Below are 19839 nucleotides of genomic sequence, written 5' to 3'. Positions count from 1 at the left end.
TGCAAAAGCGCGAAGCACGTGACGAGTCGGACCGGTTGTGCGCATTACCTGATTCGCTGCGGCTTGCATGATTCGATGAACAGCCGCGCGGCAAGCCTCAGCGGATGGCTGATGCACGCCGCAGCGATTCAATAGTTAGGCTAACTATTTGTGGCTCGCCGGCACCAGGCCGCCGAGCAGGGTCGTCAAGCCGTTCGTCGCCGTGCCCGAGCCGCTCGTCGAACCTGCGGCCGAGCCGAGCGTGCCGGTCAACTGGCCGACCAGCGCGGTCACCGGCGCGAGCGCCTGGCCGCCCGAGCCGCCGCTCGTGACGCCGGACAGCGCGCCCGTCAGCGTCGACAACGGATTCGATGCGCTACCCGAGCCGCCTAACGCCGACGTCAGCGAGCTCAACGGCGAGCCGCTCAAACCCGAGGAAGTCAGCGATCCCAGCGGCGTGCCGCCGAGCGCCGAGCTCAGGCCGGCCAACGGTGTGCCGCCGAGCAGCGTCGACAGCGAGCCGACCGGATTGCTGCCGAGCCCGAGACTCGCCAGTGAACTTTGCAGCGGGCCGAACGGGTTGCTGCTGGCGGGTGGCCCATCGGCGACGCCCACGCTCGTGGCGCCGACGAGGCTCGTGATCAGTCCGGGAATCGGCATCGCGCCATTCGGACCGTTCGGATTGACCAGGCCGCCCGCGTTGGTCACGGTGTTGCCAAGCGAGCCGACCAGCGTGCCGAGATCGGCGCCGACCGGATTCTGCGTGGTGCCGCCCACTTGCGAGCCTGCGGAACTCAATGCGTCGCCCACTTTCGCGAGCACGCCGCCGAGCGGCGCGCCGAGGCCGGTCTGCGTACCGACCGTTTGCGTGACGAGTCCAGCCGTCGTCACGATCGGCGTGATGACGGTGCTGACCGGTTGAGTGATCTGCTGCACGGGCGCGGAGCCGAGCGCGTTGCCGAGCGTCGCGCCACCCGCGTTGAGTGCGCCCGCAGCGGTGGAGAGCGTGCTGGCCAATGGTGTCGTGAGCGGCGCCAGCGGCGCGAGTTTGCCGCTGCCGAGCCCGCCGACGGCGGTGCTCAGCCCTTGCACGACGCCGCTCGTCGAACCGACCACCGAGCCGAGTCCGGCGACCGTGGTGCCGACTGGATTGGCCGTCGTGCCGGTCTGGCCGACGCCGTTGCTCACGGCATCGGCCAGCGAGTTCAGCGTGCTGCTCGTGCTCGACACCGCGTTGCCGAGCCCTTGCGTGACTTGCGGGCTGAGGCCAGGAATGGTCTGCGAGGCTATCGCCGTGCCCAGATCGCTGGTGGTCTGCGCGACCGCGCTGGCGACGCCGGTCGTGCCCGTCTTCGCGGTGGTGCCGCTGCCGGTATTCGTCGAACCCGAGCCGCTACCGCTGCCGGTATTTGAGGTGGTGGGCGGCGCGCTGACGGTGCTGCCGCCACACGCCGCGAGCAAGCCGGCGACTGCCACGGCAATCAATGGCGCGCGCAACGACGAGACGGTCGCGCACGTCGCATGGAGATATAAAAAACGTTGGGTGGACATGTGTGCTCCTCTGTGTCTTCTGGATGTCGTGTGCGTTGGTTTCAGTGCGCCGTTGCAACGATGTCTGAGCGGCGCGGCCCAGTTCAGCCAGGTTTCGGGAAGCGCCGGGGCGCGGCTGGCGGGCCGCGCTCCGGCTGGGTGTCGCTCAACGTTTTTCGCTGTTCCCGAGTGGGCTGCTTACTTCTTGCCTAAGCCGCCGAGCAGGCCGCCGACGAGTGAGGTCACCGGTGCGAGCGGATTGTTCGAGGTGCCTTTGCCCGTGCTGGTCGACAGCGACAGGCCGGCGCCCGAGTTGCTGGAAGCGGCGGCGGTCGTGGTGGTCGGCGCGGCGCTCGCCGTGCTGGTGACGCCGCCGAGCGCGCCGGTGACGCCCGACAGCAAGCCGGTGACCGGTGCGAGCGGGCCGCTGCTGCCGCCGGCCGCGCCGGAGAGGCTGCCTGTCACGGTAGAGAGCAAGCCGGTGACGGGCGCGAGCGGGCTGCCGCCGCTCGACGCGCCGCCGACGGCGCCGGTCAAGCCACCGAGTGCGCTGGTGAGCGGCGCGAGCGGACCGCTGCCGGTGCCGCCAGTCAAACCACCGAGTGCGCTCGTGAGCGGCGCGAGCGGGCCGCTGCCGGTGCCGCCAGTCAAACCGCCGAGTGCGCTGGTGAGCGGTGCAAGCGGATTGCCGCCGCTGCCGCCCGTGAGCAAACCGCCCACTGAAGCGACCGTCGCGCCGGTGTCGGTGACCGTATGGCCGAGTGCGGCCGTGACCGGGTTGCCGCCGGTCGCGCTCAACAGGGCGCCGGCCTTGCCGAGTCCGCCGCCGACCGTCGAGAGCAGGCCGTTGAGCGGCGCGCCGAGACCCGTGGTGTTGCCGACCGTTTGCGTGGTCGCGGCGACCATCGACGTGATCGGCGTGATCGCCGTGCTGAGGGTTTGCGTGACTTGCTGGACCGGGCCCGTCGAGAGGGCGGTGGTGAGCGTGCCGCCGCCGTTGGTGACCGCGCCGCCGAGCGTGTTGACGACGCCGCCGAGCGGCGTGGTGATCGCCGACAGCGGAGCGAGGGGGCCGTTGCCGAGACTCGTCACGAGGTTGCCTGTGTCCGTTACTGCGCCGCCGACATGGCTCACGACACCGCCCACGCTCGATACCGTCGTGCCGACCGCGTTGCCGCCGGTGCCGAGCTGGCCGAGCCCTTGCGACACGCCGTTGCCGAGCGTCGAAACGGCCGAGCCGACTTGCTGCACGATGCCGCCGGCGGACTGCGTGGTTTGCGAGCTGACGCCGGGCAGCGTCTGCGAACCGATCACGGTACCGATGCCGGTGACCGCCGAGCCGGCGTCGCTCACCACACCGCCCGTGTTGCCGACCACCGTGCCGAGCGCGTTGGCGACGGGCGTCGTACCCGTGCCCGTTCCTGTGCCTGTACCAGTACCAGTACCCGTGCCGGTGCCTGTTCCCGAACCGTTGCTACCCGTGGTCGTGTTCGTACCTGCGCCCGCACCCGAGCCCGAGCCGCCCGCACCCGTCGAGCCGCTGCCGGTCGTGGAAAGTGTGCCGCCGGCGGAGCCGCTGCCGCTGCTGCCGGTGCCGGAACTCAGGCTGCCGGAGCCTCCGCAAGCACCAAGAGAAAGCATCGCAGCCACGCCGGCTGCAATCAGGGTTGCCCGTAACGTCGTGTTGGTCGTTTGAATGTTCATGTCGCCCTCGCATCGCATGTGTTGTTGGATGTTGCTGCGTGCCTGTCTCTGCACGAGCCGTGCCATTTCGACTGAACAATGCGGAAGATTTTTTCGGTGCGAGCGGCAGGGCCATGCGTGATAAGGGTTTGCGGGGAACTGACGGAGCGTGCGCTAAACCAGATTGCGCCCGCGTAACGCGATGTGCGGCGCATTCGCACGGCCGGCGTAACGTAACGAGCCGCGCGCGCCGTTACGACATACGGCGTAACGCAGTCGCACGAAACCGGTCCGCGCGCTTGAAACGTTCTGTTGAAACAAATAATTAGTGGAGCGAATCTAACTTATGGTTATTCCTATGTGCTGCAACGCACGAATTGCCGTTAACTAGAGTGAGTGGTAAAAATGCATACGGGATGAGGGGCGGCGCAGCGGACAATTGCTTAAAAATGATTGTTCGGCTATAAAACCCGAAAGCACTGAAGATGGATGACGGAGGTGGGTTATCGAACAGACAACTCATACGCAAGTGTTTTATTGAAGGGCGGCTGCAAGGCATGGCGCTGCGGTGCAATAAATGAGACCGGGAATGAGAGCTCAACGGTCCGCACACCCAAGCACATCGCCGAAAAATGCAGAACGATACGAACGAAATAAATGAAGTCCGAGGGTTCAAATGAAAAAATTCGCACAACGCTTCCTGGCCGATAACAAGGGCGTGACGGCTATCGAATATGGCCTCATCGCAGGCCTCGTGGTGCTCGTGATCGCTACCGCGGTGACGAATGTCGGCACGAACGTCTCAACTGTTTTGCAGCAAGTCGCGGATAAGATCTCGCCGTCCACCACAAAGACCGGACCGTAAAAGGCAAATCGTAAGCGTTGCGCGAGGCAGCGGCGTTTCGACGTCCGCCTGCTTCGTCGGCGTAATAACGCATCGCTGAATCGTTAATGTGGTTGCATTGCAATCCACATGGCGCAGCTTCGCCTGTCGAGTGCGAAATGAATGTATCCGTGGGCATTTTGTTATTTATCGCGTGGGCAGCGGTAGTCGCAATTAGCGATTGCCGTTGGCGGCGTATATCCAATTCAGTCGTTCTCGGCGGTCTGGTGGCAGCATTTTGCTGCGCGTTTTTTCAACGCGCGCCTTTCGGCATTTCGCTGACTCAGTCAGGAATTGGCGCATTAATCGGGTTTGCTGCATTGCTGCCGTTTTTCGCGCTCGGCATGATGGGCGCCGCGGATGTCAAAGTCTTCGCCGTGCTCGGCGCATGGTGCGGCATGCACGCGTTGCTCGGTCTATGGATGGCCGCGAGTCTCGCGGCCGGCGTGCACGCATTGTGGCTTCTGATTACCACCCGCACGCGCCTCGCGGGCTTGATCCGTCAACCCAGCGCCACGTTCGAACTCGCCGGCAAAGCATCCACGCCTTATGCGGCGTGTCTTACCGTGGCCGCGAGCGGCTGGCTCGTTCTGCACGGCATGGCGGGAAGCGTGCGATGAAAACCGCCATGACGCAACGCGCGCGCTCGCCGCATCCGCGCATCATCGTGCGCCGCGCGCGTGCGCAACGCGGCTCCACGGCCGTCGAATTCGCGCTGGTGTTCCCGCTTTTCTTCACGATCGTGTACGCGATCGTCACCTTCAGTCTGATTCTCGTCGCACAGCAGAATCTGACGCTGGCCGCGGAAGAGGGCGCGCGCGCCGCGCTGAACTGGCAGAGCAACACATCGATGCAAACGGCGTTGACCAATCGTGGCAACGCAGCCTGCGCGGCGGCGAAGCTGGTCGCCGCGACGCTCGTGCAGTCGATGCAATGCACGCCGTCTTCCACGACATGCGGGCCGAGCGGCGCGATGCAATGCGTGAATGTCCTGGTGAGCTACAACTATCAGGCCAATCCGCTGGTGCCGAGCTTGCCGTTGCTGGGATTCGCGCTGCCGAACACGCTCACGAGCAGCGCCACGGTCCAACTCAATCCGGAGAACATTCAGTGAGTCACGCGCCGGCACCCGGCCCCTTCGACCTCCTGGTCCGTCAACGTGTGATCGAACGCGCGCACGGCACGGCATCGTTTAATCGAAGCAGTCAATCTTCATGCCGAATCTGACCAAAATTCTTGCGGGCGTCCTGATCGCGGCCGCGCTCGTGCTCGGCCTGTTCGCGTGGTCGCTGTCGCGCCGCCCGGCACCGGTCGCGGTCACGCCCGCCACGCAAACAAGCTTCCGGGTGGTGGTGGCGACTCACACGTTGCCCGCGGGCAAAGCCATCACCGTCGACGATGTGCGCGTGCAGTCGCTGCCGATCAATCCGAACGGCGCCTTCACGGACCCCGCCCAACTGGCCGGCCGCGTGCCGAACGCGGAGATCGGCGCGGAATCGCCGGTGCTGGAAAGCCAGTTGTCCTCGGGACTCGCCGAGCGCGTCGAACCGGGAGAGCGCGCGCTTGCTGTACGAGTAGACGAAGGCAACGCGGTCGGCAACCGGTTGCGGCCGGGCAATTTCGTCGACGTGTTTTTCACGCTCAAGCGCGACGCCAGTATCGGCAACGGCGGTGAAATCGACCGCACCCAGGCGCGTTTGCTGATGTCGAAAGTGCGCGTGCTCGCGTTCGGCAATGCGACCGCGAGCGGCGACAGCGCGGGCGATCCGAACGGCATGGTACGCACCGCGGTGCTGGCGGTGCCGGTCGCCGATATCGACCGTTTGACGCTCGCCGAGAGCGCCGGCCGTCTGATCTTCGCGTTGCGCAATCCAAAGGATCCCGAAGTAATCGACCAAAGCGTGTTGCCGGCCTATCCGGGCGTGCTGAAGACGGCAGCGCATGCGGGCGCGGCCGAGCCGCTGCGTGATTCGACGCGCGCCGCAGCCGGCGTGGCGCTCGACACCTTGTCGGGCACTGCCAATGCGAGTGGCGCAGGCGCCGCCGCGAGGCCGGCGTTGCCACACATACCGCTGCCGCCGACGCGCGTGGCGGGCAATACCAACAGTACAAAGAGCGGTATCGAAGTGATACGGGGTGGGCGCGCCGAAACGGTCGCCTGGTAAGTGGTTTCAGGGAGCGGGACGGCCAGTCGCGTCCAATAACTACATGACAGAACGGATTTTTGTTTTCGGGAAGGCGGCGTGCCTCGGCCTGGCTTTGCTGGCCGTATCGGCGGCGACGGATGCGGCCGGTCCGGCGCAGCGGGCGCAGGCCGCGCCGGCGGCGCAGCCGGCTCAGGCCGCGTTTGCCGCGCCCGCGCAATACATCGACCTGACGGTCGGCGCGCAGCGGCAGCTCGCTGTCGGCCACACGCTGCAGCGTGTCGCGATCGGCGATCCGTCGGTGGCCGACGTGCTGATCATCAAGGGCGACAAGCGCGGCGGCGTGCTGGTGGTCGGCAAGGCCGCCGGCACCACCAACCTGATGTTGTGGGCGCGCGACCGTGACGCGCCGCTTCAATACACCGTCAACGTCACCACGCCGGCGGCCGCCTCGCTGCTCGGCGCCGACACGCCGGCCGTCAAGGTGCTCGGCGGCACGGCGATCGTGTCCGGCACGTCGGCGACGATGGAGGCGCACCAGCGCGCCGTGGTCGCGGCTGAGGGCTCGCTTGGCAAGGACGGTGCGGTATTCGACACGTCGACGGTCGCCAGCCGCGCGGTCGTGCAGGTGGATGTGCGTGTCGTCGAGTTCAGCCGTTCGGTGCTCAAGGAAGTGGGCTTCAACTTCTTCAAGCAGAACAACGGCTTCACGTTCGGCTCGTTCGCGCCGTCGGCGTTGACCTCGGTATCGGCAACCGCGGGACAGGCGCCGAGCATGACGGCCGTGACGCCGATCTCGTCGGCGTTCAACCTGATCTTCAACTCCGCGACGCACGGCCTGTTCGCCAACCTGAGCCTGCTGGAAAGCAACAACCTCGCGCGCGTGCTGGCCGAGCCGACGCTCGTGGCCTTGTCCGGCCAGAGCGCCAGTTTCCTGGCCGGCGGCGAGGTGCCGATTCCCGTGCCGCAGGCGCTCGGGTCGACGTCGATCGAATTCAAGCCGTATGGCGTAGGGCTCACGCTCACGCCGACCGTGCTGAGCCCGCAGCGCATCGCGCTGAAAGTCGCGCCGGAGGCGAGCCAGCTGGACTTCGCCAACGCCGTGACGATCAGCGGCGTGTCGGTGCCCGCGTTCACCACGCGGCGTGCCGACACCACGGTCGAACTCGGCGATGGCGAAAGCTTCGTGATCGGCGGGCTGATCGATCGCGAGACGGCGTCGAATGTTTCGAAGGTGCCGTTGCTCGGCGATCTGCCGGTGATCGGCACGTTCTTCAAGCAGTTGAACTATCAGCAGAACGAGAAGGAGCTGGTGATCATCGTGACGCCGCATCTGGTCTCGCCGCTCGCCAAGGGCGCGACCTTGCCGTCGACGCCGGGCGAGCAGTCCGAGCAGCGCAATGGGCCGGTGTGGCGTTCGCTGATCGGCGGCGTGGCGGCGCGCGATGCGTCGCCGGGATTTTCGAAGTGAGGCCGGCAGGCGCCGTCGCGGCGCGCCGGCCGAATACAGGTGTGGGCCGGTGCGCGCGCGAACTGCGTGCGTCCGCCGGCAAGCGGTACGACGTTGGGGCTTTGCCGCCTATGCGGCACAAGGATGTGCGACATGAACGCGAGAACGCATTCATTGACTGAGCGGGCGGTCACCGATTATTTCGTGTTTGCGTCGCTGGCCGACGAGCACGTGCATTGGCTCGCCGATACGCTGGTGGGCGCCGGCGTGGTCGAAGCGGCCACGCTCGATCCGTCGATGCTGATGCAGCGCATCGCGGCGCTCAATCCGTCGCTGGTGTTCGTCGATTTTTCCGGCGGCCGCGCCGCGGCGGCGAGCGCTGCCGCGAGCGCGGTACGCACCGCTTATCCGGGCATGCAGATCGTCGCGCTGGGCTCGCTCGCCGAACCCGAAAGCGCGTTGGCGGCGTTGCGCGCCGGCGTGCGCGATTTCATCGATCTGTCGGCGCCGGCCGAAGACGCGTTGCGCATCACGCGCCAGGTGCTCGACAATCTCGTCGAGCCGGTCAGCCGCCACGGCCGCGTCACCGCGCTGCTGGGCGCGCGCATCGGCATGGGCGTGAGCACCCTGGCCGCGAATCTCGCGGTGCTGCTGCAACGGCGCGATGTCGCGCAGGGCCGGCAGGCCGCTTTGCTCGATCTCGGCCTGCCGGCCGCCGACGGCTCGCTGCTGCTGAACACGCGCAGCGAATTCAATTTCGTCGAAGCCGTGCGCAATCTGCGCCGCTTCGATCAGACCTTCGTCCATACCGCGCTGTCGCATCACACGAGCGGCCTCGCGCTCACCACGCTGCCGCCGAATCTCGCCGATATGCGCGAGGTCTCGTACTCGTCGTCGATCGGCTTGCTGAACCGTCTGCGCGCGTTCTTCGACCAGCAGATCGTCGACCTCGGCGGCTTCACCAACAGCGAGTTCATCGCCCATGTCGTGCAGGCAGCCGACGAAACCTGGCTGCTGTGCGACCAGGGCGTGGCCTCGATCGTGTCGGCCGTCGGCGTGCTCGACGCGTTGCGCGAAGAGGGCGTGGATACCGCGAACGTGCGGTTGATCGTCAACAAGTTCGACGCCGATCTCGGCCTCGCCGCCGCGCAGATCGCGCAGCGTCTGGACATTGCGCTGCTCACCACCTTGCCGGAGCGGCGCATCGCGCTCGGCCAGGCGGTCAATCAGGGACATCTGCTGGTCGACACCGCCGCGCGCGATCCGTATGTGCGCGCGCTCGAGCCGTTGATCGAGCGGCTCGGCGGCGGCGAGCGCGCGGCAGCGCAGGCACGCGGCACATCGGCACTCGGCGCGCTCAAGCGCTTCATTCCAACCACTCACAAGCGGTCATAGACGATGGCAAAAGAGATCGAATTTGCCGACGACGCGCCTTCGTTCGCGCATAGCCAGCAGTTCCAGGACATCAAGAACGCGGCGCACGAACATCTGCTCACGCGCATCGAAGAACTCGGCTCCGAGTTCGGCCGCTGGTCGCGTAACGCGATCAACCAGTTCGTCGACCTGGAGATGGACAGCTTCGTCAGGCTGCGCCGGATACCGATCAACGAAAGCGAGGTGCGCCTGATCGCCGAGGCGCTGACCAAGGAACTGGCAGGCTTCGGTCCGATCGAGGACCTGCTCGCCGATCCGGCCGTCGAAGACATTCTGATCAACGGCTACAACGACGTGTACGTGTCGCGCCACGGCATTCTCACGCGCATCCAGGTGCGCTTTGCGGATAACGCGCATCTGCTGCGGATCGTGCGGCGCATTCTCGCGCCGATCGGCCGGCGCCTGGACGAATCGAATCCGATGGTCGATGCGCGTTTGCCGAACGGCGGCCGCGTGAACGTGGTGATCGAACCGCTGTCGATCGACGGCCCGATCGTCTCGATCCGCAAGTTCCGCAAGGACCCGATGCGGCCCGACGATCTGCTCGGCAACGGGACCTACAGCCCGGAAATCGGCGCGCTGCTCGAAGCCGCGGTGGCGGCGCGCTGCAACGTGCTGGTGTCGGGCGGCACGAGTTCGGGCAAGACCTCGCTGCTCAATGCACTGGCTTTCCATATTCCCGAGCCAGAACGGGTCGTGACGATCGAGGACACCGCGGAACTGTCGCTGAACCATCCGCATGTGGTGCGGCTCGAAAGCCGGCCGGGCGGTTTCGACGGTTCGGGCATCGTGACGATTCGCGACCTGCTGCGCAATACGTTGCGGATGCGGCCGGACCGCATCATCGTCGGCGAAGTGCGCGGCGGCGAAGTGCTCGAAATGCTGCAGGCGATGAACACCGGCCACGACGGCTCGATGGGCACCGTGCACGCCAGCTCGCCGCGCGAATGCCTGTACCGGCTCGAAATGCTGGCCGGTTTCGCGGGCTTCCAGGGCACCGAGTCGAGTCTGCGCCGCCAGATCGCCAACGCGATCGACTTCATCGTGCAGATCGGGCGGCTTTCCAACGGGCGTCGGCGGATTCTGTCGATCACGGAAGTCACGGGCCTGTCGGACAACATCATCGCGACTCAGGAGCTGTATCGCTATGAGCCGATCCTGACGGCCGAAGGCGACGAACTCGACAACTGGGTTTCGCTGGGCATTCATCCGCACTCGCCGAAGCTGGCGCGTTTCCGTCAGGCGCTGGGAGGCGGTGAAGCAGGCAATGCGTTCGGTAATGCGGGCTTCGGCGGATCGAGCGGCGGCGGTTTCGGTGGCGGTGGCAGTGGCAGTGGCGGCTTTGGCGGTGGCGGAGGGTTCGGCGGAGGCTTCAATGTCTAGCGCGGTTCTGGTCTTCGCGGCGCTCGCGCTGCTGTGCGCGGCGCTTGCCTTGCTGCTCTGGCAGCGCGGCGCGCAACGCAAAGGCCAGGCGAGTGCGGAACGTTATATCGACAGCCGCATGGCGATGCCGGCTGGCGCAGCCGTGGGCGGCGGTGCGGCAAGCACGGCGCGCGCCGCCCCCGCGCGCGTCGCGAGCCAGCACGCCGTGAGCGCGCCGCAGGCGCCGCCGGCCGACGCGGACTGGCTCGCGCGCTGGCGCTACTGCCAGGCGCGCGTGCGCTTCATGGTGCAACACGCGATGGCGCGCGCGGGTATTGCCAATGCCAAAGGGCCTGCCGCGATCGCCGGCACGATCGTGCTGCTGCTGTGCGGCTGGGCCGCAATGGTGGGCGGCGCGCTTGCGGCCTGCGTCGCGTTGATCGCCTGCGTGATGTTCTTATATTTTCTGCTGACGATGCGCGTGAACAAGCGCCGTCAGCAGATCGTGCGGCAGTTGCCGCTCTTTCTCGACGGCATCGTGCGTCTGATCACGCTCGGCAACAGTGTGCCCGCCGCCTTCCAGGCCGCGCTGCAAACCACCGAGGCGCCGTTGCGCGAATGCCTCGACTACGTGTCGCGGATGTTGCGCACCGGCGTCGAAATCGATCGCGCGCTCTCGCAGGTGGCCACGATTTATGGCGTGCGCGAACTCGAACTGGTCGGCGCCGTGCTGCGGCTGTCGGTCAAATACGGCGGCCGCGCCGACGTGATGCTCGAACGGATGGCCTCGTTCATGCGCGATCTCGAACACGCCGAGCGCGAACTGGTGGCGATGTCGTCGGAAACGCGGCTGTCGTCGTGGGTGCTGGCCATGTTGCCGATCGGCATCGGCGGTTTTCTGATTCTCTCCAATCCTAAGTATTTCGCTTCGATGTGGTTCGATCCGACCGGCCGGCAGCTCGTCTATCTGGCGTTCGTGCTGCAGGTACTCGGGGCGTACCTGCTGTATCGCCTCGCGAATCTGAGGAATTGACGATGCAGACCCAACAACTCCTCGCACTCGCACTGGCTCTCGCCGCGCTCGGTTTGCTGTTGATTGCCGGCCTGGTGCTGGCGCGCGTGGCGGCCGCGCGACGCAGCGAACGCACGCTGCGGCACGCACTCGACGAGCGCGCGTTGCAAAGCGCGGCGCTCGCGGCCGCGGCGGCGCGGGGCGCGGAGGGCGCACAGGCTGGCGCGAAGGCTGGCGCGAAGGCGGTCGTGCGCAGCGTGACGCCCACGGGTTTCAAGGGCCTGCTCGAACGCTTCGCGCATACGGGGATTCGCTGGCTCGACACGCCGTTCGGCCGCCAGGTCGTCGCTGAGGAAGATCGCCGGCTGCTGGAGCAATGCGGCTTCGTGGATACGCGCACGCGCGGCCTGTTTCTGCTGGCGCGGCTGGTGGGCGCGCTGGTGCTGCCGGTGCTCGCCGGCACGCTGGCGAGCGCCCATCTGGACGGGTCCCGTTATGTGGCGCTGGTGATCATCGCCGTGATGGCGGGCTTCATGCTGCCGAAGCTCGTGTTGCGGCGGCGTGCCGGCAAGCGCCGTCGCGCGGTGGTCGATGAATTGCCGCTGCTGGTCGATTTGCTGCGTCTTCTGCAAGGCGTGGGTTTGTCGCTCGATCAGAGCTTGCAGGTGGTGGTCAACGATTTTCGCGGCATGCTGCCGGTGCTCGCCGGCGAACTGGAAATCGCGCAGCGCCAGTTTGCCGCCGGCCGCACACGTGAGCAGTCGCTGAACCGGCTCGCGTCGAGTTACGACAACGAGGATCTGCGCGCGGTGGTGCGTTTGCTGGTGCAGGTCGACCGGCACGGCGGCGCGGTGCAGGAACCGCTCAAGCAGTTCGGCGACCGGCTGCGCGAGGCGCGCCGCGCGATGCTGCGCGAACGCATCGGCCGGCTCGCCGTGAAGATGACGGGCGTGATGATCGTCACGCTGTTGCCCGCGTTGATGATCGTCACAGCCGGCCCAGGCGTGCTGGCCGTTCAGCATTCGTTGGGCAAGGTGAAGCACTAAGGATTTGCCATGACTCACAGTCTCTCATTCGATTCCGTCAAACCGGGCGCCCGCTGCGCGGCGGCGCTGGCCGCATTGTCGCTGCTCGGCGCGTGTGCGTCCAAAGACGTCACGGGCTATGGCGTCGGGCCGCAGGCGGAACGCGCCGTGATGGCGCAGCAGGCCAATAAGGATCCCGCGCCGGACACGCCCGGCATGTACCTCGGCCTGATCGATCAGATGCAATCGCAAGGGCTGTACTTCGCTTCGCTCGCGCATATCGACGCGTACGACAAGCAGTACGGCGCGAGCCCCGACTCGATTCTGCTGCGCGCCGACGCGCTGCGCATGACCGATCAGCCGGCCGCCGCAGCGAACGCATACGGACAACTGCTGAAGACGCCGCTCGCCACGCGCGGCTATCGCGGCCTCGGTCTGATCGCGGGCGCGGCCGGCGATTTTGCGCGCGCCGCGCAGGAATTGCAGCAGGCCGCCCAGCTCGCGCCGACCGATGCAACGACGCTGTCGGACCTCGGCTATGCACGCTTGCGCGACGGCGACGTGGACGGCGCGCGCGTGCCGCTCATGAAGGCGGCGGAACTCGACCAGACCAATCCGAAGATCGTCAGCAACGTCGCGCTTTATCTGCTTGCCAATGGCAACCAGGCGCAGGCGCTGGCGGTCATGAACCAGCAGAAGCTCGCCCCCGACGTGCGCGCCGCGATCCGCAGCGATGCGGCGAAAGTGGCGGCGGCAGGGCGCGCGCAAACACGCGGTGCGCCCGCGCAACAGGACTCGGGCGCGCTCGGCACGGGCGCGCGCACGGTCGCGAGCGCGCAGGGCATCGAGCCCGCGCCGCGTCTGTTGCAGCGTTTCGCGCGGTGAGCGCGCGACGACTTCGTGGCGATGCATCAGGGAATCAGGGAGCAACAATGAGAAACACGACAACCAGGCGGGCCTTGTGGGCGTCGATGCCGTGCCGGTGGCTGGCGACGGCTGTGACGGCCGGGGCGCTGCTGGGCGCGTCCGTCTCGACGATGGCGCAGACGAGCGACATGACCCCGGCGGATCAGAGCGCGCCGCCGGCAGTGCGAGCCAGCGAAGTGGGTCGCGCGACGCGCGCATGGCTCGATCTGCAGAGCAGCAACAAGCAAGCCGCGCCTGCGCTGCCGATGCTCGGTGCCGAAGCCGGCCTGGCCTACCGTCGCTACATGGAATCGTTCAAAAGCAAGATTCCCGATCTGTACGGCTCGGCGCTGAACACGGGCAGTGGCGGCAACGGTGCGATGGCCGTCAACGGCGGGCTCGGCGGAAGCGGCGGCGGATCGAACTGATATGCGTCGATTGTCTTTCGCCATGAGCCGTGCCGCGCGCCGCGCGCATCCCCTGTGGATGCGGCGCGCGGGGGCGCGCCGTCAGCATGGCGCGGTTGCGGTGGTCGCGGTGATCTGGCTGAGCGTGGCGATCGCCGCGCTCGGCGCGCTCGATGTCGGCAACGTGTTTTTCGCGCGCCGGCAGTTGCAGCGCACGGCCGATCTGGCGGCGCTGGCGGCGGTCCAGATGATCGGCTCTGCGGGCGGCTGCGCGACCGCCGCGACGGCCGCGCAGCAGAACGCGGCGGCCAATGGTTTCACGGCCGGCGCGACGACGACCATCAATACGACGTGCGGCCGCTGGGACACCAGCAAGAGCACCTATTTCGGCACGAGCGGCAATCCGCTGAATGCGGTGCAGGTGACGACGACGCAGGTTGTGCCGTACTTCTTCGTTGGACCGAGCCGCAACGTTTCGGCGACGGCTACCGCGTTCGCTTCCAACATCGACGCGTTCTCGCTCGGCACCGGCATCGCGTCGATCAATACGCAGCAGTCGGCGTTGCTCAACGCGATCCTCGGCGGCTTGCTGAAAACCAGCGTGTCGCTGAGCGTGGGCGACACACAGAGCCTCGCGTCGGCGCACATCAAACTGCAGGATCTGATGGTGGCGCTCGGCGCCTCGACCATGCAAGGTTTGCTCGGCACCACGGTGAGCTTTCAGCAGTTGATGGTCGCCATGGTCACCGCGTTGCAGGCAGGCGGCGACACCATCAATGCATCGATTCTGCAGAAGGTGGCGGTGGCTATTCCCGGTGAGCAGAACATCACGATCGGCGACGGCGGTGCGACTTCGCCCGGGCTGCTCGCGCTCGGCCTTGCCACTCCGAACGCCGCGGCAACCGCGACGGTCAACGCGTTCGATGCGTTGCTGGTCGCCGCGCAGATCGCGCAGCGCAGTCCGGACGGAACCCAGGGCAACGCGCCGGTGATCAATGTGGCGACGGGTCTCGCGGGCGTGGCGGGCATTTCGCTAAAGGTTATCAAGCCACCGGTGCTGGCGGTCGGCGAGGGCGGCACGTTACCCAATGGGACGTATCGCACGATGGGGCGCACGGCGGTGGTGAACGTGAGCGTGAATCTGCTGCCGCTGACGTTCGCGCCTATCAGCCTGAATCTTGGCATCGGCTCGATCAGCATTTCCGCCCTGAGTACACCGATCATGCTTTCGCTGACGAGCGCGCAGGGCACTGCGGCGCTCAGTTCGGTCGACTGCGAGTCGACCAGGGCCGCGACCAATGCCACGATTCTGGTGCAACCGAGCATCGCGACGGTCTGCGTGGGGGCGAATTCGACTTGCGGCGGAACGATCAATGTCGCCGAAGTTACGGTATGGACCCTGCTAACCGGCACGAACGAACTCACGAAAATTGCGATCAACGGAACGGGGCAATTGCCCTTGGCACCGCCTTCGTCCCAGCCCGTTACGTTCAACGGCGCGTCCGGCAGTTTCGATTCGTCGGTGACCGTCAATTCCAATGCCGTTGGCAGCGATGCGTCGACGCTGACCGCGCAGCTACTCAAGATGTTGCCAAACACGCTACAGGTGACCGCCTTGGGACTCAATCTGACTGATGTGATCCAGCCTTTGCTCTCGGCCCTTGCACCGGTGCTGTCGGCTGCACTACAACCTGTCTTCGCGCTGCTCGACGCAGTGCTCGTGCCCACGCTAGCGTTGCTCGGCGTGCAGGTCGGCACCGCCACGGTCCACAACATGTCGCTGACGTGCGGCGTTTCGCAACTGGTCAACTAGCCAATCCAAGATGAGAACCACCACCAAAATCGAGGAACTCGATATCTACGTCTGGGAAGGCAAGGCCGACATCGTCGACCGGGTCGCGCGCTGCATGGCGAGCTTCGATGTCGAAGTGATCCGTGCGGACGATATCGCGATCTCGCCCGAACGGACTGCGCTGCGGCCGTCGCTCGCGATCATCAGCGTGTCGGTGATCGACAGCGGCGCGCTGATCCTGCGCGACTGGCAGGCCGCGCACGGCATTCCGGTGGTCTGGGTCGGCGCCGCGCCGCGCGAGCACGATCCGGCCGCCTATCCGTCCGAGTACTCGCATATTCTGCCGCTCGACTTCACCTGCGCCGAACTGCGCGGCATGGTCATGAAGCTCGTGCTGCAAATGCGCGCGCACAGCGCGAAGACGCACGAGTCCGACGCGATGATCGCCAACTCGGAGTGCATGCAGGCGCTGCTGCACGAAGTCGACACCTTCGCCGATTGCGACACGAGTGTCCTGGTGCACGGCGAAACCGGCGTCGGCAAGGAGCGCATCGCGCAACTGCTGCACGAAAAACATAGCCGCTATGGGCAAGGCCCGTTCGTCGCGGTGAACTGCGGCGCGATTCCGGACGGCCTGTTCGAGTCGCTGTTCTTCGGTCACTCGAAAGGCTCGTTCACCGGCGCGGTGGTCGCGCACAAAGGCTACTTCGAGCAGGCCGACGGCGGTACGCTGTTTCTCGACGAAATCGGCGATCTGCCGCTCTACCAGCAGGTCAAGCTGCTGCGCGTGCTCGAAGACAGCGCGGTCACGCGCATCGGTTCGGCGACGCCGGTCAAGCTCGACTTCCGGCTGGTGGCGGCGACCAACAAACTGCTGCCGCAACTGGTGAAAGACGGCACGTTTCGCGCCGACCTTTACTACCGGCTCGCCGTGATCGAGTTGAAGATTCCGTCGCTGGAAGAACGGGGCGCCGTCGACAAGATTGCGATCTTCAAGGCGTTCATCGCGCAGATCGTCGGCGCGGAGCGTCTCGCCGCGTTGTCCGATCTGCCGTACTGGCTCGCCGACGCGGTCGCCGACACGTATTTCCCCGGCAATGTGCGCGAGCTGCGCAATCTGGCGGAGCGCATCGGCGTGACCGTGCGGCAGATCGGCGCGTGGGATGCGGCGCGCCTGCAACGGCTCCTCGCACTCGCGCGCACCACTCAGCCGGTGCCGGCGGAGAGCGTCGCCGAGGTGCTGGTGGACCGCAGCAAATGGGACATGGCCGAGCGTAATCGCGTGCTGGCCGCGCTCGACGCAAATGGTTGGCGCCGCCAGGATACGGCGCTCTATCTCGGCATTAGCCGCAAGGTCTTATGGGAGAAAATGCGCAAGTATCAAATTTTCGACGAGGAGCCCGAAACGCGGGAAAGTGAGTAATAATGGGCCGGTTGTACTAAAACAAAAACTGTTCGAGCATAAATTACATGGACCGAAAGTCGAAACTGCGACAGATTGCGCTCGCCGCATTGATCGCGATGGGGGCGGTGCAAGGCGTCAATGCGCAGGCTCTGCAGAACAGCAGCGCGAGCGCTGGCGCCATCGGCGGCGTTGTTTCCCAGCCAGGCACGACGGCCGCATTGCCGGCTACCTCACAGGCAGGACAGGCGCAGACCTCAGCCCTCACGTCGGATGAAGCGAAGCAGTCCGCGGCAGGCAACGTGGCGGAATTGCAGCAGATGATCCGCGGGTCGGATCTGAGCGAATTGCGCACCACGTACAACGGTAGTTACGGTGCGAGCTTGCTGTTTTACGGCAAGGAAATGACGTACTACGTGGCGCTGTTCCAGCAGAAAAATTTCTGGCGTGTCATCAAGACGCAGGACGCGACGCGTGCCGACATGATCTACAAGGATTTCGTGCGTCAGACGGTGCAACTGTCCGACGTGGAGATTCGCCGCACGCAACTCGAAGCGCAAAAAGCGTTCACCGAACGGATGATCGCGTTGCAGCAGGACAATGCGAACCGCTTGCAGGCGGACCTCGATGTGGCGCGTCAGCAGCAGAGCATCGTGGCGACCCAGCAGCAGCAAACTCGCGCCGAAGCGACATCGCTGGCTCAACAGAAGGCTTCCGCGCAAGATCAATTGCGCGCCGCGCAGCGCCAGGTGCGCGATCTGCAGCGTCAATTGGAAAGCGGTTTGCCCTTGCATTGAGCGTGATGGTCTGAAGAGCATCCGGTGGGAAGGGCGGCGCGGTATTGAACGTGTTGCCCGGCTCACCGGAACGATGGCTCGCTGTTCAGCTGTCTTCGTGCAATGCGCGTAGTTCGTTAGGTCCACGCGAACGGCGTTGCCGTTTCACGCCCTCGCTCAATTTTCCATTCCTGCAGCAGTAACAGCCATCCACACGTTTATTTCAAGCGCATTCGCGTGACGTCTCAAGCGCGGTGCACTAGCGGCTCGCTGCAAATCTTCCTGATTGTCTGGCACGCGCACGCGCACGAGCGACCGCGCTTAACGCACCGCCCATGCGATAGCGATAGCGATGCCGTTAGAGGCGGCCAGGGCTTTGGCTGCTGCTTCGTTTTCCCTGTGCTCCTCAAGCCGGGCACGCGGCCAGCTCTAATGCCGCTTCTTTCCCTCCGAAGACTCCTTTCTTTCCGGCGCGTGATGCGGGTCCGCCATGTCGACGGCGATCGGATCGCTGGCGGGGAAGCTTTCCTCGAGCGCCTCGTCGAGACGGTCGTCGTCGGATTCGACGGGCGTCTGCGTTGCCGCGGGAGGGGATTCGTGTTGCTTCTTGCTGGTCATGACGTGCTCCGTGAGAAGAGAGTCTGCAAACCAGCATAGCGCAAAGCAGGCTTCGACGAACATCGGCCGAACGGCCTAAGACCGCGCGCCGTAAGCGCCCGCTGCAAAACCGCCAGCCAAACGATGCACGAACAGATGCGGGTTCATCAGCCGAAACTTAAAACCATTGCGCATCAACTCGTTTTCCGTGTGTCGACACAGTGCGGCGCGGAAAACAAAAGCAGGCGCCGGCCGCGTGGGCCGGCAGACCGCAACGCATGCCGCGAACCGGCCGTGTCGCGCTCGGGAGGGGCGCAACCAGAACCCGTGAACAACAAGGCAGCGAATAACATGAACCGGAAAAAAACCGCGTGCGCATCGCAGCGCCTCAACGCGTCGCACGTCGTGGAAGCCGAACTGGAACACCTGGATTGGGCAACGAAGCAACCGGCGCAGCGCTTGCTGGACGCCGTATATTGGCGGCGTCGCGTGCTGGCGGTTAAATGCGGATTCGAACTGACGGAACTGCAGGTGATGCGTCTGGAAAAGATCTTGCAGCGGCTCGACCATTCACCGGAGTAGCCGAGCGCTGCCGCGGCCGCTTATTCGCTGCCGCCATTGCCGCCGTGATTACCGCCGCCATGGTTACCACCACCGTGATTGCCGCCGTCGCCGCCCGTGCCGAACAGACGCCGGCGGCGCGTAACGACCACCGGGCCGTCCGACGTGCCGCCGCTACGATCCGACGCAGGCCGGTCCGAAGACGGCGCGCCATACGACTCACGCGGTTCACGCGGTTCGCGCGGCTCACGGTGGTCGCGTGGTTCACGCGAACCGTGCGGGCCACGCGTGGTGTGCTCACCGTGCGAGGGACGCCCCGCGCGCGGAGCCGGACGCGTGCCGGTGTCGAGCTGGATCGTCGAGATCGCGCGCTTGTAGATGCCTTGCAGGCCGACAGGCGTGCGCAGCATCACCAGATACTGATCGAACGACTCGATGCACCCCGTCAGGCGGATGCCGTTGACAAGGTAAATCTCGACGCGCTTTCGTTCTTTGCGCGCAGCGTTCATGAAGTCGTTTTGCGGATGCGATTCTGCGGAAGCCATGGACAATTCAGGTTAGAAAGACGGTTGTTCGCCGCGATTCTACCCTGTGTGGGGGCGGAACGCGTCGGCGGGCGAACTGCGTCCACTATAACGGCTTGTGGGCACATAAGCATCTGATAACTATTCACTGTAACGTTGAGTTACGAATCTACGGACGAATGCCGCGTTCTTCCGCCACACACGGCCCCGCGCGGCGCGGGTGGCGGAAAAAGATGGCGCACGTGCGTGCATCGGTTGGAATAAATCGCCGCCTGACCGCGTTATATCAGGCATGGCGACGCTGCATCGTGCGCGTGGCTGATCGGCTTGTGCCGGCCGCACCGGATGTCCGGGCGCTCATCCGCAAGCTTC

19 protein-coding genes are annotated in these 19839 nt (G+C 65.7%); 15 read left to right on the top strand and 4 right to left on the bottom strand.

Going from position 1 to position 19839, the window contains the following annotated elements; genetic code table 11:
• Positions 1-144: 144 nt before the first annotated feature.
• Positions 145-1530, bottom strand: a complete 1386-nt coding sequence (locus tag B0G75_RS31760) for a collagen-like triple helix repeat-containing protein (RefSeq protein WP_106313967.1) — start codon at positions 1528-1530, stop codon at positions 145-147.
• 177 nt (positions 1531-1707) lie between these two features.
• On the bottom strand, positions 1708-3213 hold the full coding sequence (locus tag B0G75_RS31755; protein WP_106314044.1) for a collagen-like triple helix repeat-containing protein: 1506 nt from the start codon (positions 3211-3213) through the stop codon (positions 1708-1710).
• Between the two features lie 655 nt (positions 3214-3868).
• Between B0G75_RS31755 and B0G75_RS31750 the strand changes: the two genes are divergently transcribed.
• The 14 genes from B0G75_RS31750 to B0G75_RS31685 all read left to right on the top strand — a co-directional run bounded on the left by B0G75_RS31750 (position 3869) and on the right by B0G75_RS31685 (position 17806).
• Positions 3869-4057 carry a Flp family type IVb pilin gene (locus B0G75_RS31750; RefSeq protein WP_106313966.1) on the top strand — a complete coding sequence of 63 codons (189 nt, stop codon included), beginning with the start codon at positions 3869-3871 and terminating at the stop codon, positions 4055-4057.
• A 137-nt stretch (positions 4058-4194) separates the two neighbouring features.
• Positions 4195-4695 (top strand): prepilin peptidase, encoded by a 501-nt coding sequence (locus B0G75_RS31745; RefSeq protein ID WP_106313965.1) that lies wholly within the window; start codon positions 4195-4197, stop codon positions 4693-4695.
• Positions 4692-5189, top strand: coding sequence for a TadE/TadG family type IV pilus assembly protein (locus tag B0G75_RS31740; protein WP_106313964.1), 498 nt, complete (start codon positions 4692-4694; stop codon positions 5187-5189). Before B0G75_RS31745 ends, B0G75_RS31740 begins: the two co-directional genes overlap by 4 nt.
• 100 nt (positions 5190-5289) lie before the next feature.
• Positions 5290-6240, top strand: coding sequence for a Flp pilus assembly protein CpaB (gene cpaB, locus B0G75_RS31735; protein ID WP_106313963.1), 951 nt, complete (start codon positions 5290-5292; stop codon positions 6238-6240).
• A 43-nt stretch (positions 6241-6283) separates the two neighbouring features.
• A complete protein-coding gene (locus tag B0G75_RS31730) occupies positions 6284-7690 on the top strand; it encodes a type II and III secretion system protein family protein (protein ID WP_106313962.1) in 1407 nt (468 codons plus the stop codon).
• 132 nt (positions 7691-7822) lie between these two features.
• Positions 7823-9064 carry a fimbrial protein gene (locus B0G75_RS31725; RefSeq protein ID WP_106313961.1) on the top strand — a complete coding sequence of 414 codons (1242 nt, stop codon included), beginning with the start codon at positions 7823-7825 and terminating at the stop codon, positions 9062-9064.
• Positions 9065-9067: 3 nt separating this feature from the next.
• Positions 9068-10486 carry a CpaF family protein gene (locus B0G75_RS31720; RefSeq protein WP_106313960.1) on the top strand — a complete coding sequence of 473 codons (1419 nt, stop codon included), beginning with the start codon at positions 9068-9070 and terminating at the stop codon, positions 10484-10486.
• Positions 10479-11498 carry a type II secretion system F family protein gene (locus tag B0G75_RS31715; RefSeq protein ID WP_106313959.1) on the top strand — a complete coding sequence of 340 codons (1020 nt, stop codon included), beginning with the start codon at positions 10479-10481 and terminating at the stop codon, positions 11496-11498. The genes B0G75_RS31720 and B0G75_RS31715 overlap by 8 nt, the downstream gene beginning before the upstream one ends.
• Positions 11499-11500: 2 nt before the next feature.
• Positions 11501-12523, top strand: coding sequence for a type II secretion system F family protein (locus B0G75_RS31710; protein ID WP_106313958.1), 1023 nt, complete (start codon positions 11501-11503; stop codon positions 12521-12523).
• 9 nt (positions 12524-12532) lie between these two features.
• Positions 12533-13387 (top strand): tetratricopeptide repeat protein, encoded by an 855-nt coding sequence (locus B0G75_RS31705; RefSeq protein ID WP_106313957.1) that lies wholly within the window; start codon positions 12533-12535, stop codon positions 13385-13387.
• Positions 13388-13434: 47 nt separating this feature from the next.
• Positions 13435-13836 carry a DUF3613 domain-containing protein gene (locus B0G75_RS31700; protein WP_106313956.1) on the top strand — a complete coding sequence of 134 codons (402 nt, stop codon included), beginning with the start codon at positions 13435-13437 and terminating at the stop codon, positions 13834-13836.
• 1 nt (position 13837) lies between these two features.
• On the top strand, positions 13838-15628 hold the full coding sequence (locus B0G75_RS31695; RefSeq protein ID WP_106313955.1) for a TadG family pilus assembly protein: 1791 nt from the start codon (positions 13838-13840) through the stop codon (positions 15626-15628).
• A 10-nt stretch (positions 15629-15638) separates the two neighbouring features.
• Positions 15639-17030: a sigma 54-interacting transcriptional regulator gene (locus B0G75_RS31690; protein ID WP_106313954.1), complete on the top strand. Its 1392-nt coding sequence runs from the start codon at positions 15639-15641 to the stop codon at positions 17028-17030.
• A gap of 47 nt (positions 17031-17077) precedes the next feature.
• Positions 17078-17806 carry a DUF2968 domain-containing protein gene (locus tag B0G75_RS31685; protein ID WP_106313953.1) on the top strand — a complete coding sequence of 243 codons (729 nt, stop codon included), beginning with the start codon at positions 17078-17080 and terminating at the stop codon, positions 17804-17806.
• A 408-nt stretch (positions 17807-18214) separates the two neighbouring features.
• Here the strand turns inward: B0G75_RS31685 and B0G75_RS31680 are convergent, their stop codons facing one another.
• Positions 18215-18403: a hypothetical protein gene (locus B0G75_RS31680; RefSeq protein WP_106313952.1), complete on the bottom strand. Its 189-nt coding sequence runs from the start codon at positions 18401-18403 to the stop codon at positions 18215-18217.
• A 330-nt stretch (positions 18404-18733) separates the two neighbouring features.
• Here B0G75_RS31680 and B0G75_RS31675 point away from each other — a divergent pair, with 330 nt between their 5' ends.
• Positions 18734-18964 (top strand): hypothetical protein, encoded by a 231-nt coding sequence (locus B0G75_RS31675; protein WP_106314043.1) that lies wholly within the window; start codon positions 18734-18736, stop codon positions 18962-18964.
• Positions 18965-18984: 20 nt separating this feature from the next.
• Here the strand turns inward: B0G75_RS31675 and hfq are convergent, their stop codons facing one another.
• Complete coding sequence (hfq, locus tag B0G75_RS31670) at positions 18985-19488, bottom strand: RNA chaperone Hfq (protein WP_106313951.1); 504 nt, start codon at positions 19486-19488, stop codon at positions 18985-18987.
• Positions 19489-19839 lie beyond the last annotated feature (351 nt).

This window comes from Paraburkholderia sp. BL18I3N2 (assembly GCF_003001875.1).
In the GTDB taxonomy this organism is placed as follows: domain Bacteria; phylum Pseudomonadota; class Gammaproteobacteria; order Burkholderiales; family Burkholderiaceae; genus Paraburkholderia; species Paraburkholderia phytofirmans.
Note: the sequence above shows the minus strand (reverse complement) of the source record. Positions and strands in the feature narration are given on the sequence as shown.

Excerpts from the sequence above, each read along its gene's own strand:
- B0G75_RS31720 (WP_106313960.1), top strand. The coding sequence starts at position 9,068 with ATGGCAAAAGAGATCGAATTTGCCGACGACGCGCCTTCGTTCGCGCAT.
- B0G75_RS31755 (WP_106314044.1), bottom strand. The coding sequence starts at position 3,213 with ATGAACATTCAAACGACCAACACGACGTTACGGGCAACCCTGATTGCA.
- B0G75_RS31680 (WP_106313952.1), bottom strand. The coding sequence starts at position 18,403 with ATGACCAGCAAGAAGCAACACGAATCCCCTCCCGCGGCAACGCAGACG.
- B0G75_RS31740 (WP_106313964.1), top strand. The coding sequence starts at position 4,692 with ATGAAAACCGCCATGACGCAACGCGCGCGCTCGCCGCATCCGCGCATC.
- B0G75_RS31695 (WP_106313955.1), top strand. The coding sequence starts at position 13,838 with ATGCGTCGATTGTCTTTCGCCATGAGCCGTGCCGCGCGCCGCGCGCAT.
- B0G75_RS31730 (WP_106313962.1), top strand. The coding sequence starts at position 6,284 with ATGACAGAACGGATTTTTGTTTTCGGGAAGGCGGCGTGCCTCGGCCTG.
- cpaB (WP_106313963.1), top strand. The coding sequence starts at position 5,290 with ATGCCGAATCTGACCAAAATTCTTGCGGGCGTCCTGATCGCGGCCGCG.
- B0G75_RS31675 (WP_106314043.1), top strand. The coding sequence starts at position 18,734 with ATGAACCGGAAAAAAACCGCGTGCGCATCGCAGCGCCTCAACGCGTCG.
- B0G75_RS31700 (WP_106313956.1), top strand. The coding sequence starts at position 13,435 with ATGAGAAACACGACAACCAGGCGGGCCTTGTGGGCGTCGATGCCGTGC.
- B0G75_RS31690 (WP_106313954.1), top strand. The coding sequence starts at position 15,639 with ATGAGAACCACCACCAAAATCGAGGAACTCGATATCTACGTCTGGGAA.
- B0G75_RS31685 (WP_106313953.1), top strand. The coding sequence starts at position 17,078 with ATGGACCGAAAGTCGAAACTGCGACAGATTGCGCTCGCCGCATTGATC.
- hfq (WP_106313951.1), bottom strand. The coding sequence starts at position 19,488 with ATGGCTTCCGCAGAATCGCATCCGCAAAACGACTTCATGAACGCTGCG.
- B0G75_RS31710 (WP_106313958.1), top strand. The coding sequence starts at position 11,501 with ATGCAGACCCAACAACTCCTCGCACTCGCACTGGCTCTCGCCGCGCTC.
- B0G75_RS31750 (WP_106313966.1), top strand. The coding sequence starts at position 3,869 with ATGAAAAAATTCGCACAACGCTTCCTGGCCGATAACAAGGGCGTGACG.
- B0G75_RS31705 (WP_106313957.1), top strand. The coding sequence starts at position 12,533 with ATGACTCACAGTCTCTCATTCGATTCCGTCAAACCGGGCGCCCGCTGC.
- B0G75_RS31760 (WP_106313967.1), bottom strand. The coding sequence starts at position 1,530 with ATGTCCACCCAACGTTTTTTATATCTCCATGCGACGTGCGCGACCGTC.
- B0G75_RS31715 (WP_106313959.1), top strand. The coding sequence starts at position 10,479 with ATGTCTAGCGCGGTTCTGGTCTTCGCGGCGCTCGCGCTGCTGTGCGCG.
- B0G75_RS31725 (WP_106313961.1), top strand. The coding sequence starts at position 7,823 with ATGAACGCGAGAACGCATTCATTGACTGAGCGGGCGGTCACCGATTAT.
- B0G75_RS31745 (WP_106313965.1), top strand. The coding sequence starts at position 4,195 with ATGAATGTATCCGTGGGCATTTTGTTATTTATCGCGTGGGCAGCGGTA.